Source organism: Alteromonas sp. Mac1 (genome assembly GCF_001562125.1).
Taxonomy (GTDB): Bacteria; Pseudomonadota; Gammaproteobacteria; order Enterobacterales; family Alteromonadaceae; genus Alteromonas; species Alteromonas stellipolaris.
On record NZ_CP013932.1, the window covers coordinates 3,121,466 to 3,136,028 of the forward strand.

10 protein-coding genes and 5 tRNA genes are annotated in these 14,563 nt (G+C 42.5%); 3 read left to right on the plus strand and 12 right to left on the minus strand.

Annotated elements, in window-relative coordinates:
* Position 1: 1 nt before the first annotated feature.
* The 12 genes from dapE to AV939_RS13415 form a co-directional block, all read right to left on the minus strand.
* Complete coding sequence (gene dapE, locus AV939_RS13360; RefSeq protein ID WP_057790630.1) at positions 2–1,165, minus strand: succinyl-diaminopimelate desuccinylase; 1,164 nt, start codon at positions 1,163–1,165, stop codon at positions 2–4.
* Positions 1,166–1,980: 815 nt separating this feature from the next.
* Entirely contained in the window at positions 1,981–3,873 is a 1,893-nt protein-coding gene (locus AV939_RS13365) for a SurA N-terminal domain-containing protein (RefSeq protein ID WP_057790628.1), read from the minus strand.
* Between the two features lie 285 nt (positions 3,874–4,158).
* Positions 4,159–4,431, minus strand: a complete 273-nt coding sequence (hupB, locus tag AV939_RS13370; protein ID WP_012518978.1) for a nucleoid-associated protein HU-beta — start codon at positions 4,429–4,431, stop codon at positions 4,159–4,161.
* Positions 4,432–4,734: 303 nt separating this feature from the next.
* Positions 4,735–7,089, minus strand: a complete 2,355-nt coding sequence (gene lon, locus AV939_RS13375) for an endopeptidase La (protein WP_057790627.1) — start codon at positions 7,087–7,089, stop codon at positions 4,735–4,737.
* Positions 7,090–7,496: 407 nt separating this feature from the next.
* Positions 7,497–8,774, minus strand: a complete 1,278-nt coding sequence (gene clpX / locus AV939_RS13380) for an ATP-dependent protease ATP-binding subunit ClpX (RefSeq protein WP_057790625.1) — start codon at positions 8,772–8,774, stop codon at positions 7,497–7,499.
* A 78-nt stretch (positions 8,775–8,852) separates the two neighbouring features.
* Positions 8,853–9,482 (minus strand): ATP-dependent Clp endopeptidase proteolytic subunit ClpP, encoded by a 630-nt coding sequence (gene clpP, locus AV939_RS13385; protein ID WP_013783304.1) that lies wholly within the window; start codon positions 9,480–9,482, stop codon positions 8,853–8,855.
* Between the two features lie 98 nt (positions 9,483–9,580).
* Entirely contained in the window at positions 9,581–10,885 is a 1,305-nt protein-coding gene (tig, locus tag AV939_RS13390; RefSeq protein ID WP_013783303.1) for a trigger factor, read from the minus strand.
* A 320-nt stretch (positions 10,886–11,205) separates the two neighbouring features.
* Positions 11,206–11,282 (minus strand) — tRNA-Pro (locus AV939_RS13395).
* Positions 11,283–11,348: 66 nt separating this feature from the next.
* Positions 11,349–11,433 (minus strand) — tRNA-Leu (locus AV939_RS13400).
* 7 nt (positions 11,434–11,440) lie between these two features.
* Positions 11,441–11,516 (minus strand) — tRNA-His (locus AV939_RS13405).
* A 98-nt stretch (positions 11,517–11,614) separates the two neighbouring features.
* Positions 11,615–11,691, minus strand: a tRNA-Arg gene (locus AV939_RS13410).
* 25 nt (positions 11,692–11,716) lie between these two features.
* Positions 11,717–11,793, minus strand: a tRNA-Pro gene (locus AV939_RS13415).
* A 387-nt stretch (positions 11,794–12,180) separates the two neighbouring features.
* On the opposite strand from AV939_RS13415, the gene folD reads away from it, so the two are divergent.
* From folD to tsaA, 3 genes are all read left to right on the plus strand, one after another.
* Positions 12,181–13,035: a bifunctional methylenetetrahydrofolate dehydrogenase/methenyltetrahydrofolate cyclohydrolase FolD gene (gene folD, locus AV939_RS13420; RefSeq protein WP_057790623.1), complete on the plus strand. Its 855-nt coding sequence runs from the start codon at positions 12,181–12,183 to the stop codon at positions 13,033–13,035.
* A gap of 9 nt (positions 13,036–13,044) precedes the next feature.
* A complete protein-coding gene (locus tag AV939_RS13425) occupies positions 13,045–13,608 on the plus strand; it encodes a DUF1415 domain-containing protein (RefSeq protein ID WP_171008983.1) in 564 nt (187 codons plus the stop codon).
* A 157-nt stretch (positions 13,609–13,765) separates the two neighbouring features.
* Entirely contained in the window at positions 13,766–14,488 is a 723-nt protein-coding gene (gene tsaA, locus AV939_RS13430; RefSeq protein ID WP_057790619.1) for a tRNA (N6-threonylcarbamoyladenosine(37)-N6)-methyltransferase TrmO, read from the plus strand.
* The last annotated feature ends 75 nt before the right edge of the window (positions 14,489–14,563 follow it).

Genomic DNA, 14,563 nt, shown 5'->3' on the forward strand with positions numbered 1-14,563 from the left:
TTTATAGGCTTAGCAGAATATCGGTGAAGATATCTTCTAAGGTTACTATATCCGATAAATGCACGTGTTCATTAACTTGATGGATGGTAGCATTTGGCACACCGACTTCCACTACTTGCGTTGTGTCTGATGCGAAAAACCGTCCATCTGATGTTCCTCCAGAGGTGCTGACTAGGGGATATCTGCCTGAGGCTTGCACAATGGCTTTTTCTGCAATAGTAATTAAGCAGCGCTTTTCTGTATTGGTTTTACTCATATAGGATTCACAAGGTCTAGACCAGCTTATCGACGCATCACCATCTATGTCACCGATAATACCTGCTAGCAACTTAACTAGGCTGTCGCGGTTAAATTGCCAAGCGTAACGCACATTAAATTCAATACGCGTACTCCCCGGCACTAAATTATCAGTAAAAGCGCCCGTATCAACGTGAGTGACTTGCAGGGACGTTCCGGGAAAGTCTGGACTACCTTGTTCAAATTCATAAGAGGATAGCGCCTGTATAATTCTGCTTGCTTTGTGAATAGCGTTATCACACGTATGTGGGTAGGCTACGTGACCCTGCTTACCCGATACGAGAATAGTGCCTGATAAGGAGCCTCTACGCCCTACTTTTATGGTATCGCCAGTAGTGTGCGTAGCAGTAGGCTCGCCTACTAAGCACATATCAAGGGTAATTTTTTTAGCATCTAAATAGGCCTTTATCCATCTAGAGCCATATTCAGCCACGCCTTCTTCATCACTGGTAATCAACCACCAATAAGTATATTGGTTCGAATCCATTGATGGGAGCGCTCTTTCTGTGGCTGCTAGCATAGCAGCAACACCCGTTTTCATGTCGGCAGCACCACGACCATAAAGTTTATTTTGGCTTATCACTGGACAAAAAGGGTGAGATTTCCATTTTTCCAGCGGTCCTGGTGGCACCACATCGGTGTGGCCAGAAAAAGCAAAGTGAGTAGGTCCATTGCCCCATTTAGCAATTAAATTAGTCACTCCTTTTACTTTATACTTTTCACATACAAAACCTAGCTTTTCCAAACGGTGCATAAGATAGCTTTGACACCCTGCATCAACTGGGGTGATGGATTCTCGTGCCATAAGCACCTCAGCAAAATGAATGCTTCTAGCGTGTTGAAGTAAGGAAACCGCTGTAGTGTTCATAAGGGTAAATAGAGTTTATTAGTTTGCTTACACGTTATTACACAAAGTAAAGATGACACGGGGATAACAAAATTAAGACAAGGAAATGACAAAGAAAAGGATAAACAAAACGAGGTTAATACAGAAAGGCCAATCGAACTGCTTAGTTACTAGCCCGTGAATTACTAGCCCCTTCGTTACTAGCTTATTAGTTACCAGCCGCATTAATTACTATTACAGGTATCAATGCCCCGAAAATGAAAATAACCCACAGGCTTAACTGAATTCCCCTTATACACTTTACTCATATATAGTTAGGGATATAGTTTGAATTTATCGTTAAACTTATAATCATGCAGCGGGCTCATGCAGTGGAATTAGATTACTACTGAAAGCTACCGCACTATACATAATGTAATAACCCTTTACCGATACAACGCGAGGTCGAGTTTTGCTAAAGATTATTGTACTGATACCACTTATCTTGTCGTTATTGTGGTTTGGCTACTTAAGGGTGAATAGCTATTCCCTAGCGCAGGGTAAACAAGGTTTTACTTACATACTGGTATTGTCGAGTGTTATTGCGGCTTTTTACGCTCTCATGCTTTTTCTCACCCATTAGTACTTTTACTTATTAAAGACAAACGCCCACAAAAAAAGCCAGTGTTGGCGAAGCGATAACAACATCGCTTGTTCAACACTGGCTTTTTTAGTGTATTTTTCGCTTACTTTAAGGTCAAGGCTAGAACAAACCAGCGCTAGGACTAAAACATAATAGTATTACGTTTCAGCCTACTTAAATTCTCGCCAGCCTCTAAACAGTAAGTTCAACAATACTAAAGGCTTTCAGACACTGTCACATCGGCATCAGCACGTAATGCTTCAATGAACTGTTGGTAAACACGTTGACCTTGCATCTGCGCTAAACGAGGTTTCAGACTTTCTGACATCTCAGCACTTAACGTAGGCGCACTGTTCACTTTAACAAGTTCAACAATGGCAACGTCACCGTTCACAGTTGCAATCACATCTACGCGCTTTTCTGCTTCACTAGATAAGGTAAACAGTTTATCTACGATACTGCGGTTTAGTGTACTACCACTTCTCGCAACAGCTTCAGCAGTTTCCCAACTTAGTGATTTTTCCGCTAATGTAGAAGCTACACTTTCGCCTTGTTTCAGCGAATCAACAATACCTGTAGCCCAGCTTTCAGCCGCTTCTTGCGCCTTCTGTGCTTTCACTGTTGCTACAATACCGTCACGAACTTCGTCTAACGCTTGAGTACGCTGTGGCAAATGTTCTACAACACGCACTACAACTACCGTTTCATCATCTAACTCGATAATGTCACTGTTAACGCCTTCATCAATAAGTTCAGAAGAAAACGCGACTTCAGCCAGTGCAGGTGAGCTCATATCTACTGGCACAGTGTTACGACTAAACAAGTCAGTTTCTTGCACAGGTAAATCAACTGCGTTAGCCACATCTTCTAGGGTATCTGGCACTTCAAATGCAATTTCAGCCATGGTATTTTGCAACTCAAAGAATTCTTCTAATGCTTTGTCAGTTAGCAATGTCTCGCGGATTTCTGCTTTTACATCTTCAAATGCTTGAACTTGCGCTTCTTTAAGTTCAGTTAATTTAATGATGTGAAAACCGAACTCGGTTTCAACAACGTCGGTATAGTCACCCACATTGGCTAAACTAAATACCGCTTCGTCAAACGCATCGTCCATCATTCCAGGCGTAATGAAATCGAGATCACCGCCATTTTCAGCAGAAAAGGTGTCATCTGAACTACTTTCAGCTAACTCTGCAAAATCAGCACCATCGTTCAATTGGTTTAAAAGCGCTTGAGTTTTCGCTTTCGCTGCTTCAGCGTCATCGCCAGCTTCAATAAGAATATGTGACACACGACGCTCTTCTTCTTTGCCATAACCGCTTAAGTTATTGTCATAGTAAGTGCGAACGGCGTCGTCATCTACGCTTACGCGGCTTTTAACGTCTTCTACCGTGAGTGATACATAAGCAAGTTTAATTTGCTCTTCTGTATCAAATGCAGTGATGTTGGCGTTGTAATATTCAGCAACATCATCTTCTGTGACTTCCACCGACTCGGCGAATGAAGCAGAATCAATCATCACGTATTTAGCGTCACGAGTTTGAAGTTGCAATGCATTTGCACGTTCAGCTTCACCAGGTAACGCAAACTCAGAATTTGTTAACGCTGCAGCCAATTGATTTTGCGTCATTTGAATTCGTAAGTAGTCACGGAAGTCAGCAACCTGAAAACCGTTTTGACGCAAAATAGTTTGGAAACGTTCGTTGTCGAATTGGCCACCGAACTGAAACTCTGGCATTTGTACGATAGTTTCACGAATTTGAGCATCGCTAACGCGCAAGCCCATTTCCTGTGCTTGTTGCTGAATAAGTTTTTCAGCAATAAGTCTATCTAGTACGTTACGACGAAAGTCACTTAAATACTGTTCGCTTGAAAACAACTGGGCAATGCTTTCGCCAAATTGTGATTCCATTTGTGCCCGTTGGTTCTGATAACCGCGTTCTAATTCCTGAGCAGAAATTTCTTCGCCATTAACTGTTGCTACTGCCGTAGTACCTGAAGACGTCAGGTAGCTTCCTACACCAGCAAACACGAAACTCAATACGATAAGGGCAATAATTGCCATTGCCCATGGGCCTTGAGAACCTTCTCTGATTCTTTCTAGCATGATTGTTGTTCAACTCCGTTGCTTACTACACTTGCCCTTTAGCGTTGGATAATACCTACGCTAACATCATGGCAAAAAATAAGCGGTGATTATAACCTAATACCTGTGAAGATAAACGGCTTAACAAAAACTAATCCTTCTATTGTTCAATAAAACCGCAGCGTGGTACGCAATGCACTGTCGCGCTATAGGTGAGATAAAGAAAATAGTGGGAAATGATAAATTCGGCGTTACAAATAAAAAAGGCGATGGCATAAGCCATCGCCTTTTTCTTGCAAGTTTTGCTTAGTTACAAGCGTCTTTCAGAGCTTTACCAGCTTTGAAAGAAGGAACTTTCGCCGCTGAAATCTGAATAGTCTCACCAGTTTGTGGATTACGACCACTACGAGCAGAGCGCTCACGTACTGAGAAAGTACCGAAACCGACTAGTGCCACTTGGTCACCGTCTTTAAGTGCTGCAGTTACTGAGTCAGTGAATGCATCTAGAGCGCGGCCGGCAGCTGCTTTTGAAATATCTGCGCCAGCAGCAATTTGGTCGATAAGTTGAGACTTGTTCACTATTATGATCCCCTTCGATTGTTATTATACTGTTTGTCCAAAACGATTTGATTGAACGTTATAGCAAGCTTGATTCTGAACATCAAGCATCTGTCACAATTAATTAACTTTTATTGAATCGCTGCAATCCCTTTTGTGGCAAGGCTTCAAGCGAATACAAATTAAAGGTAACACAACTCTTGCGACAAGAAAGCCCTATTTTGAAAAAAATAGGCGAATTGACGAAGGTATGCACACTTTTTAATCAATTATTGCAAATTTAAGGCTGCAAGCCTTTAAAATTAGGACATGCAGCCAACCATTTTAGCTTTTCGTCGCAACCTCAAAAGACTCTACTGGCTCTTGAAGTGCAATATCAAGCACATCATCAATCCACTTTACAGGGTGAATTGATAAATCTTTTTTTACATTTTCTGGAATTTCTTCCAAATCACGTTCATTTTCTGCTGGAATAACCACCGTTTTAATTCCACCACGGTGCGCAGCTAGTAGCTTTTCTTTCAACCCACCAATGGCTAACACTTCACCACGCAGTGTGATTTCACCCGTCATGGCCACATCACATTTAACAGGGTTACCCGTTAATGATGACACTAAAGCAGTACACATAGCGATACCAGCACTGGGGCCATCTTTCGGTGTAGCACCTTCAGGCACGTGCACGTGAATATCGCGTTTTTCATAAAAATCTTCGTTAATACGAAGCTTTTCAGCGCGACTGCGCACAACCGTCATTGCAGCTTTAATAGATTCCTGCATAACATCACCAAGCGAACCAGTTGATGTCATCTTGCCTTTACCCGGCACAGACGTAGTTTCGATAGTAAGTAAATCACCACCAACCTGTGTCCATGCTAATCCAGTAACTTGGCCAATTTGATTGTCTTTATCAGCTTTACCGTAATCGAAACGTTGTACACCTAAGTAATCTTTAAGGTTATCTTGGGTCACTGACACTTTATCTTTGCTCTTATTCAGCAAGATATCTTTTACAGCTTTACGACATACCTTAGAAATTTCACGCTCTAAACTACGTACACCTGCTTCACGGGTATAATACCGAATCATACCAATAATGGCCGACTCGGTAATCTCAAGCTCTTTAGACTTAAGCCCGTTACGTTCCATTTGCTTGCTGATTAGGTGACGCGTTGCAATATTGAGTTTTTCGTCTTCGGTATAACCAGAAAGACGAATAACTTCCATACGATCAAGTAACGGGCCTGGAATATTCATGCTATTCGAGGTAGCCACAAACATCACATCAGATAAGTCGTAATCCACTTCTAAATAGTGGTCACTGAAACTATTATTCTGTTCTGGGTCAAGCACTTCTAGTAACGCAGACGCTGGATCACCACGCATATCAGACGACATCTTATCAATTTCATCTAATAGGAAAAGTGGGTTTTTCACCCCTACCTTTGCCATCTTTTGCACTAGCTTGCCGGGCAATGAGCCAATGTAGGTACGTCTGTGCCCACGAATTTCAGCTTCATCACGCACGCCGCCCAATGCCATACGTACATACTTGCGCCCTGTCGCTTTCGCAACAGATTGGCCTAGAGAGGTTTTACCTACACCAGGAGGCCCTACAAGACACAAAATGGGTCCTTTAAGCTTCTTAACACGCTGTTGTACCGCAAGATATTCTAAAATGCGTTCTTTGACTTTCTCTAAGCCGTAATGGTCTTCATTTAAAACCACTTCAGCGCGAGATAAATCTTTCTTCACTGGGGAGCGTTTGTTCCACGGTACATTGGTTAGCCACTCAATATAGCTGCGCAACACAGTAGCTTCTGCCGACATAGGCGACATCATCTTAAGCTTTTGGAGCTCAGACTTTGCTTTATCTAACGCTTCTTGCGGCATTTTAGCGTCTTCGATTTTCTTCGCTAACGCTTCAAATTCGTCTGGTGCATCATCAAGCTCGCCGAGCTCTTTTTGAATGGCTTTCATTTGCTCATTCAAATAGTACTCACGCTGACTTTTTTCCATCTGCTTTTTAACACGGGTTCGAATTTTCTTCTCAACCTGTAGCAAATCGATTTCACCTTCCATCAAGGCCATTAAATACTCAAGGCGTTCGTTCACCCCTTTCATTTCTAGCACTTTCTGTTTTTCGGTGAGTTTAAGCGGCATGTGCGCAGCCATGGTATCTGCTAAGCGTGCAGCATCTTCAATACCATTAAGCGACGTAAGTACCTCAGGCGGTATTTTTTTGTTTAGCTTAACATAACCTTCAAACTGCGATACCGCAGAGCGAATAAGCACTTCTTGCTCGCTCTCATCGATAGCACCGTCTTCAATTTTATTTACGTTAGCAACAAAGAAAGGCTCTGATTGCTCATAACCTTCAACTTCACCACGCACACTCCCTTCTACTAACACTTTTACCGTGCCGTCAGGTAGTTTCAAAAGTTGAAGAATAGTAGCAATTGTACCAACGGTATAAATGTCATCGGCATCGGGTTCGTCCACACCGGCGTCTTTCTGGGCCACTAAGAAAATCTGTTTCTCGTTTTCCATTGCCGCTTCAAGACAACGGATCGATTTTTCTCGCCCGACGAATAAGGGTATGACCATATGCGGATAAACAACCACGTCCCTTAAGGCAAGCACAGGAATTTCAATGCGATTTTCTCGCTCAACTGTCATACGTGTTCTCTATTAGTTAGCATTGTCGTTTGATATGGGGATGCTAGCGCAAAGTTCAAATAAAACATTATTAATGTACGTAAATTCGCTGCTTTCCCTGCTTTTCTTTACCATTATCGATTTTAGACCGTATGGCAACAGTTTGTTGCCGAATCTATCAGAAAGGATAGGTTAAACGAGTTCGTTTGCTTAAATAACCAGCAAGTTGGGTTTTAAAAGGCAGAAAAAAGCTGATTCACACCCTATTGGAATGCGTAAAATTTTAGTATCACGTTACGAATTTGAAAGGAAAAACTCTTAATGTTGAGTTTGAACTTGAGAATAGCAGTACCTAATGCAGAAATTATTTTTACGCTTTTAGAAAACAAAAAAGGTCCCGAAGGACCTTTTTTTAAACGTAAAACAGCTTACTCAGAAGCCGCTTTCTTATCTGTATTGTCGTAGATTAAAATAGGTTTTGATTCGCCGCGAATAACGGTTTCATCAATAACTACTTTGCTTACATCTACCGCAGACGGTAATTCGTACATGGTATCAAGCAAAACAGCTTCAACAATTGAACGAAGACCACGGGCACCGGTTTTACGATCCATCGCCTTTTTAGCGATAGCGTGCAATGCGTCGTCACGGAACTCAAGTTCCACATCTTCCATATCAAATAATGCTGAGTACTGCTTCGTAATCGCATTCTTAGGCTCTTTAAGAATTTGAATCAAGGCTTCTTCATTCAATTCTTCAAGGCTAGTTACCACAGGTAGACGACCGATAAATTCAGGAATTAATCCGTATTTAACCAAGTCTTGTGGTTCTACTTGCTTGAACAACTCGCTTATTTGCGCAGTGTTTTCAGATTTAGACTTAACAGCCGCACCAAATCCAATACCTGTGCCCTTTTGTGCACGTTGTTCAATAACCTTATCTAGGCCAGCGAACGCACCACCACAAATAAACAGAATCTTAGAGGTATCTACCTGTAAAAATTCTTGCTGTGGATGCTTACGACCACCTTGCGGAGGAACTGAGGCAACCGTGCCCTCAATAAGCTTAAGCAATGCTTGCTGTACACCTTCACCCGAAACGTCACGAGTAATAGATGGGTTGTCTGATTTACGAGAAATTTTATCAATTTCATCAATATAAACAATGCCGCGTTGGGCTTTTTCTACATCGTAATCACATTTTTGCAGAAGCTTTTGAATGATGTTTTCAACATCTTCACCCACATAACCGGCTTCGGTTAACGTAGTTGCATCTGCCATAGTGAAAGGAACGTCAAGCAAACGTGCAAGGGTTTCTGCCAGTAATGTTTTACCACTACCCGTTGGACCGATAAGTAGGATATTACTCTTACCAAGCTCCACACCATCGTGCACATCACCGTTACGCAAACGTTTGTAATGGTTATACACCGCTACAGACAATACTTTTTTGGCGTGCTCTTGACCGATAACGTAGTCATCTAAGTGTGCATGGATTTCATTTGGCTTTGGTAAAGCATCCTGCTTTTGCTTAGGCGCGATTTCCTTGATTTCTTCGCGAATGATATCGTTACATAACTCAACACACTCATCGCAAATAAATACCGACGGGCCTGCTATTAACTTTCTTACTTCGTGTTGGCTTTTGCCACAAAACGAGCAGTACAGTAACTTGTTATCACCGTCACCGCTTTGTTTATCACTCATTACTATTGCCTCTGCCTTGCCTGAACCGAAAACCAAATCGTGCCAAGCACTAGTTCAGGTCTACTATATATAACTATACTACTTAGTTGCAGCCGCGTCAGATCGATTTGTCATAACTTGGTCGATCAAGCCGTATTCTTTGGCTTCAGTTGCACTAAGGAAGTTGTCACGATCGGTGTCGTGGGCAACTTTTTCGTAATCTTGTCCAGTGTGTTGCGCCATTAAGCGGTTTAACTTCTCTTTAATAGACAGGATTTCTTTCGCATGAATTTCAAAATCTGATGCTTGACCTTGGAAACCACCCAAAGGTTGGTGAATCATCACGCGAGAATTTGGTAAACAGTAACGCTTACCTTTAGCACCACCAGATAGCAAAAACGCTCCCATGCTAGCCGCTTGACCTACACATACTGTGCTTACGTCTGGCTTGATGAAATTCATGGTGTCGTAAATTGCCATACCTGCAGTTACAGAACCGCCAGGTGAATTGATATAAAGGAAAATGTCTTTTTCTGGATTTTCAGCTTCCAAAAATAGCATTTGAGCCACAATCAGGTTGGCCATGTGGTCTTCTACCTGCCCTACTAAGAAAATAACATTTTCTTTCAATAGACGAGAATAGATGTCGTACGAACGTTCACCTTTGGAAGTCTGTTCAACTACCATAGGAACAAGTGCATTCATTGGATCAAATGGGGTATTAGTCATAGCTACCTTGATTATCTAGCGTTAAAAACAAAAATGCTCGGAAGGCTCCGAGCATTTAAGCAGTTGCTGACAGGTGAAGTCAATCAGACAGTAAAAAATTACGCCTGTTTGTTCATAACCTCGTCAAAAGCTTTAGTTACTTCGGTAACTTTAGCTTGCTCAAGTACCCACTCAACCGCCTGCTCTTCTAGTGCAACGTTTTGCATTTGCTGCATAAGCTCTTGGTTGTTGTTGTAATATTCTACAACTTCTTGAGGGTCTTCATACGCAGAAGCAGCAGTTTCGATCATCTCGTTTACTTTTGCTTCGTCAGCTTTAAGTTCGTTTTGTTTAATTACTTCACCTAATAATAGGCCAATTGAAACACGACGCTTGGCATTATCGGTAAATAATTCAGCTGGCAGCTCTGGAAGGTTTTGACCACCGCCCTGTTGGCTGAAACGCTGTTTAGCTTGTTCACGTAAAGCGTTAACTTCTTGGTCGATAAGTGCTTGAGGAATATCAAGCTCGTTAGCGTCAACCAATTTAGCAATAACGTCTTCTTTAACCTGAGTTTTAAGTGTTTGATCTAGCTCGCGTTGCATGTTCTTACGAACTTCAGCTTTAAGCGCATCAACACCACCTTCCTGAACACCGAACAAGGTAGCAAACTCTTCGTCAACTTTAGGAAGTGACTGGCCTTCTACTTTTTTCACTGTTACTTGGAATACCGCATCTTTACCTTTAAGGTTTTCTGCGTGGTAATCTTCAGGGAAAGCAACTTCTACTGTTACTTCTTCGCCCGCTTTCGCGCCAACAAGTGGCTTCTCGAAACCTGGGATCATGCGATCTTGACCTAGTTCAAGTTCGAAATCTTCAGCTTTTCCGCCTTCAAATTCTTCACCGTCGATAGAGCCAACGAAATCGATAACAACTTTATCGTCTTTCTTCGCTTTACGTTTAACTTCTTTCCAAGAAGCGTGTTGCTTCTGTAGCGTTACCATCATGTTATCAAGATCTTCGTCAGTAATTTCTACTACTGGCTTTTCAATTTCGATATCGTTGATGCCTTTAACTTCTACTTCTGGATACACTTCAAAAGAAGCAACAAATTCCAAATCCTGACCATCTTCATCTTTAGTCAGTTCGAAATTAGGCATACCAGCTGGTTGAATTTTTTCTTGAACGATAGCCTGGTAGAAGTTTTGCTGCATTACATCACCAGCAATTTCTTGACGCACTGCTTGGCCGAAACGCTTTTTGATTACGCTTACTGGTACCTTGCCTGGGCGGAAACCGTTGATTCGTTGCGTTTTCGCCAATTGCTGTAGGCGAGATTTAACAGCTGAATCAATAGCGTCAGCTGGAACGGTGATAGTAAGACGGCGTTCTAAACCCTGGGTCGTCTCGACTGAAACTTGCATTATATTACCTCAACTTTACGCTTATTTAAGCGCTTTGTTCTCAATCCCCTCTCCCGTCATGCCTATTTGGCATATCACACCGGGGTAGAGGTCGTTTCCGACGTTTGCACTAACAAAACACCACACAATACAGTGTTAATCGCGTATTTGTTACAAACATACGAGTTAAAAAAAGACGCCGTAGTATACAGTCGCAGAGAACCAGAGTCGAGAGGGAAACACAAGTTTGTAACACGCTTTTGAACGATAAGTGTGCAAATAGATAGAAAAAGAGATTTAAAAAGAAATTTTACAAGGAAATATATAGAGGATAGAGTAAATGGTCGGTGAGATAGGATTTGAACCTACGACCCCTTGTACCCAAAACAAGTGCGCTACCAAGCTGCGCCACTCACCGACAATATTACTACATTAGCGCTAAAGAAAGCACTTACAACAGCTTTTGTAAAAAAAGCTTAAAATATGGTGCGGAAGGAGAGACTTGAACTCTCACGCCGTGAAGCACTGGAACCTAAATCCAGCGTGTCTACCAATTCCACCACTCCCGCGAAAAAGTGGGGTGGACGATGGGGCTCGAACCCACGACAACCGGAATCACAATCCGGGGCTCTACCAACTGAGCTACGCCCACCACTGATGGTGCTTGCAATAAATAAACATGTTGAATTGATAGTACATGTTTACCTTTAAAGATTCGACCAATCCGAATCAGGTCCTACCTGACTCGCATGGCGCGTCCGGCAGGATTCGAACCTGCGACCCACGGCTTAGAAGGCCGTTGCTCTATCCAGCTGAGCTACGGACGCTCGGCGAATCTTCGCTTGCAAAAAATGGTCGGTGAGATAGGATTTGAACCTACGACCCCTTGTACCCAAAACAAGTGCGCTACCAAGCTGCGCCACTCACCGACTGTGTAACGATACGTTTGAAGCAATTTGCGTCTGTGCCGTTACGGGGTGCGAATATTACTGAGAAGACCCCACCTCGTCAAACACTTTTTTAAATAAAATATTCAACCGCTCATAAAGCGCCCATAAATGTGCTTTTTTGAGCACTTTGGGCATTTTTCAAGCTAACCGAAACTCAAAAACCTATTATTTAATCCAATCCCGAAGGTAGAACACGAGTTTACTCATGGTAGACATTTTTATTATTTATCGAAATTTACCTTATATAAGCGCAAATCTTTTTAAACTTTTTGCGATTTACAGTATTTGTGTGTTTCTACTGGTCGCCACATGCTGTTTTATGAAACAATAATTAGCACTTAATGACCACACATTATAATCACTTCTATGACAGCTCATTTAATTGACGGCAAATTAATTGCCAAACAAGTTCGCCAGCACGTTGCTTCTTATGTAGATTCACTTATTGACGCGAAGAAACGTCAACCTGGATTAGCCGTTGTGTTAGTCGGCAGCGATGCCGCCTCACAAGTCTATGTTTCTAACAAACGAAAAGCGTGTGATGAAGTGGGGTTTGTATCTCGCTCTTTTGATTTACCCGCCGATACTACAGAAAGCGAATTGTTAGCACTTGTTGACCAATTAAATGACGACAAGGAAATAGACGGTATTTTAGTGCAGTTGCCCTTACCTGCCGGTTTGAATGCAGAAAAAGTATTAGAGCGCATTCACCCCCATAAAGATGTAGATGGTTTTCATCCTTATAATATAGGTAGATTGGCACAACGTATTCCAGCGCTTCGCCCCTGTACTCCGAAAGGTATCATGACCATGATTGAGGCCACTAAGCGACCAGTGAAAGGACTAGACGCTGTGATTGTGGGAGCCTCTAATATTGTGGGCCGCCCAATGAGCTTAGAATTATTGCTTGCTGGTTGTACGGTTACTACTTGTCATAAATTTACACAAGATTTAAAAGCCCATGTCAGTCGTGCAGACCTTCTTGTGGTTGCGGTAGGTAAACCAAACTTTATTCCTGGCGACTGGATTAAGCCTGGCGCTATTGTTATCGATGTAGGTATTAACCGTGTGAGTGATGGTTCATTAGTTGGTGACGTGGATTTTGAGCCTGCCAAACAACGTGCAGGATGGATTACCCCAGTGCCTGGTGGTGTGGGCCCCATGACAGTCGCTAGCTTAATAGAAAATACCTTAGAAGCTTACGTTAAATACCACTCTTAAGTTGAAATCGTGAACGATACACATCTTATAGAAGCCACAATGCGTTGGGTTGATGACATTGTCATCAACCACAACTTTTGCCCCTTTGCCGGTTTCGTACGCCAACCTAGCCAAATTCACTGTGTCGTGGTTAATGGGGATGCTGGCGATGTTATTGCCTCGCTTTTCGATGAGTGTAAACGTTTAGACGAACAAGACGATATTGCCACTACCCTCATTATTGCGCCCTCATCGTCTACAGCTTCCTTTGATGACTACCTAGATGTATTGGCGATATGTGAACGTATGCTATCTGATTGGGGGTATACGGGCGTGTATCAACTTGCCAGTTTTCATCCTGACTACCAGTTTGATGGCGAAGCGAAAGACAGCGTAGCAAATTATACCAACCGCTCTCCCTACCCTTTACTTCATTTAATTCGCGAGCGTGATATTGCCCGCTATATGAAAAACGAAGATGATGCAGAGAAAATTTACACGCACAATATTGCCAAAGCTAATGAACTAGGCTGCCCTTATTTTGAAAAAGCATTGAATGAGATGCGATGCGCTAAAAATAAAAACGGCCTGTAAAAATACAGGCCAAAGGGTTTGATTGGGTCCAGGGATGCCAAATACGGCCGCCCCAGATGTCCGTAATTGGTTCAAGGTTTTAAACTTGAACCCGTACTCTACGTAAACTATGTGAGAATTTTATGACAGTGCGCTATGCAAATGGGATTTTACGGTAATGCCCCTTAATCAGTTCCCCCTTTGTGCCATCGGCCATATACAAACACCGTTTAAACAAAAGTTTGCCATTCCCCGACAACCTAATTTAGCCAAGGCGAGGGGACAAGTCGTGTTAGCGCCGGACTTTGATGACCCTCGTGTCTTTAAAGGTTTAGAAGTATTTAGTCATGTATGGCTACTCTTTCTATTCCATGAGAATTTAGACAAAGGCTGGAAACCTTCGGTTAAAGCCCCTCGTTTAGGTGGAAATGCAACGCTTGGGGTGTTTGCCTCTAGAAGCACACATCGCCCAAATGGTATAGGCATGTCGGCAGTGAAAAATTTAGGTTCTGAAACTGTGGATGGAAAGCTTACCTTGAATGTCGAAGGGGTAGATTTATTAGATGGCACGCCCATTATCGATATTAAACCTTATTTGCCCTATGCCGATGCGCTTCCCCATGCATCAGATAGCATGGCTGAACTGACACATGCCGCCCCTATCCCCAACCTTGATGTGACAATTAACCCTCTCGTGCAAAACTTGTTGCTAGAAGCCGCGGCACAGCACCCCGATCTGCCCACATTACTAAATGCAGTGCTGGCTCAAGATCCCCGTCCCGCTTATCGTCATAAACTAAGCAATGATGAAAAAACTTACCATACTACACTGTATAACTATGATTTTGCCTTCACGGTAAAAAGTGGTGTTGTCGACGTCGTTGGGATTAACGCGCTTTAGACGCACGTGGTTGTAGCACTATTGCTCACAGTTAATTAGAATACGCTCAATTGTATTTTTCATAGTTATAGGAAG

Excerpts from the sequence above, each read along its gene's own strand:
- tsaA (WP_057790619.1), top strand. The coding sequence starts at position 13,766 with ATGCCCCTTAATCAGTTCCCCCTTTGTGCCATCGGCCATATACAAACA.
- AV939_RS13365 (WP_057790628.1), bottom strand. The coding sequence starts at position 3,873 with ATGCTAGAAAGAATCAGAGAAGGTTCTCAAGGCCCATGGGCAATGGCA.
- clpP (WP_013783304.1), bottom strand. The coding sequence starts at position 9,482 with ATGACTAATACCCCATTTGATCCAATGAATGCACTTGTTCCTATGGTA.
- dapE (WP_057790630.1), bottom strand. The coding sequence starts at position 1,165 with ATGAACACTACAGCGGTTTCCTTACTTCAACACGCTAGAAGCATTCAT.
- tig (WP_013783303.1), bottom strand. The coding sequence starts at position 10,885 with ATGCAAGTTTCAGTCGAGACGACCCAGGGTTTAGAACGCCGTCTTACT.
- folD (WP_057790623.1), top strand. The coding sequence starts at position 12,181 with ATGACAGCTCATTTAATTGACGGCAAATTAATTGCCAAACAAGTTCGC.
- lon (WP_057790627.1), bottom strand. The coding sequence starts at position 7,089 with ATGACAGTTGAGCGAGAAAATCGCATTGAAATTCCTGTGCTTGCCTTA.
- clpX (WP_057790625.1), bottom strand. The coding sequence starts at position 8,774 with ATGAGTGATAAACAAAGCGGTGACGGTGATAACAAGTTACTGTACTGC.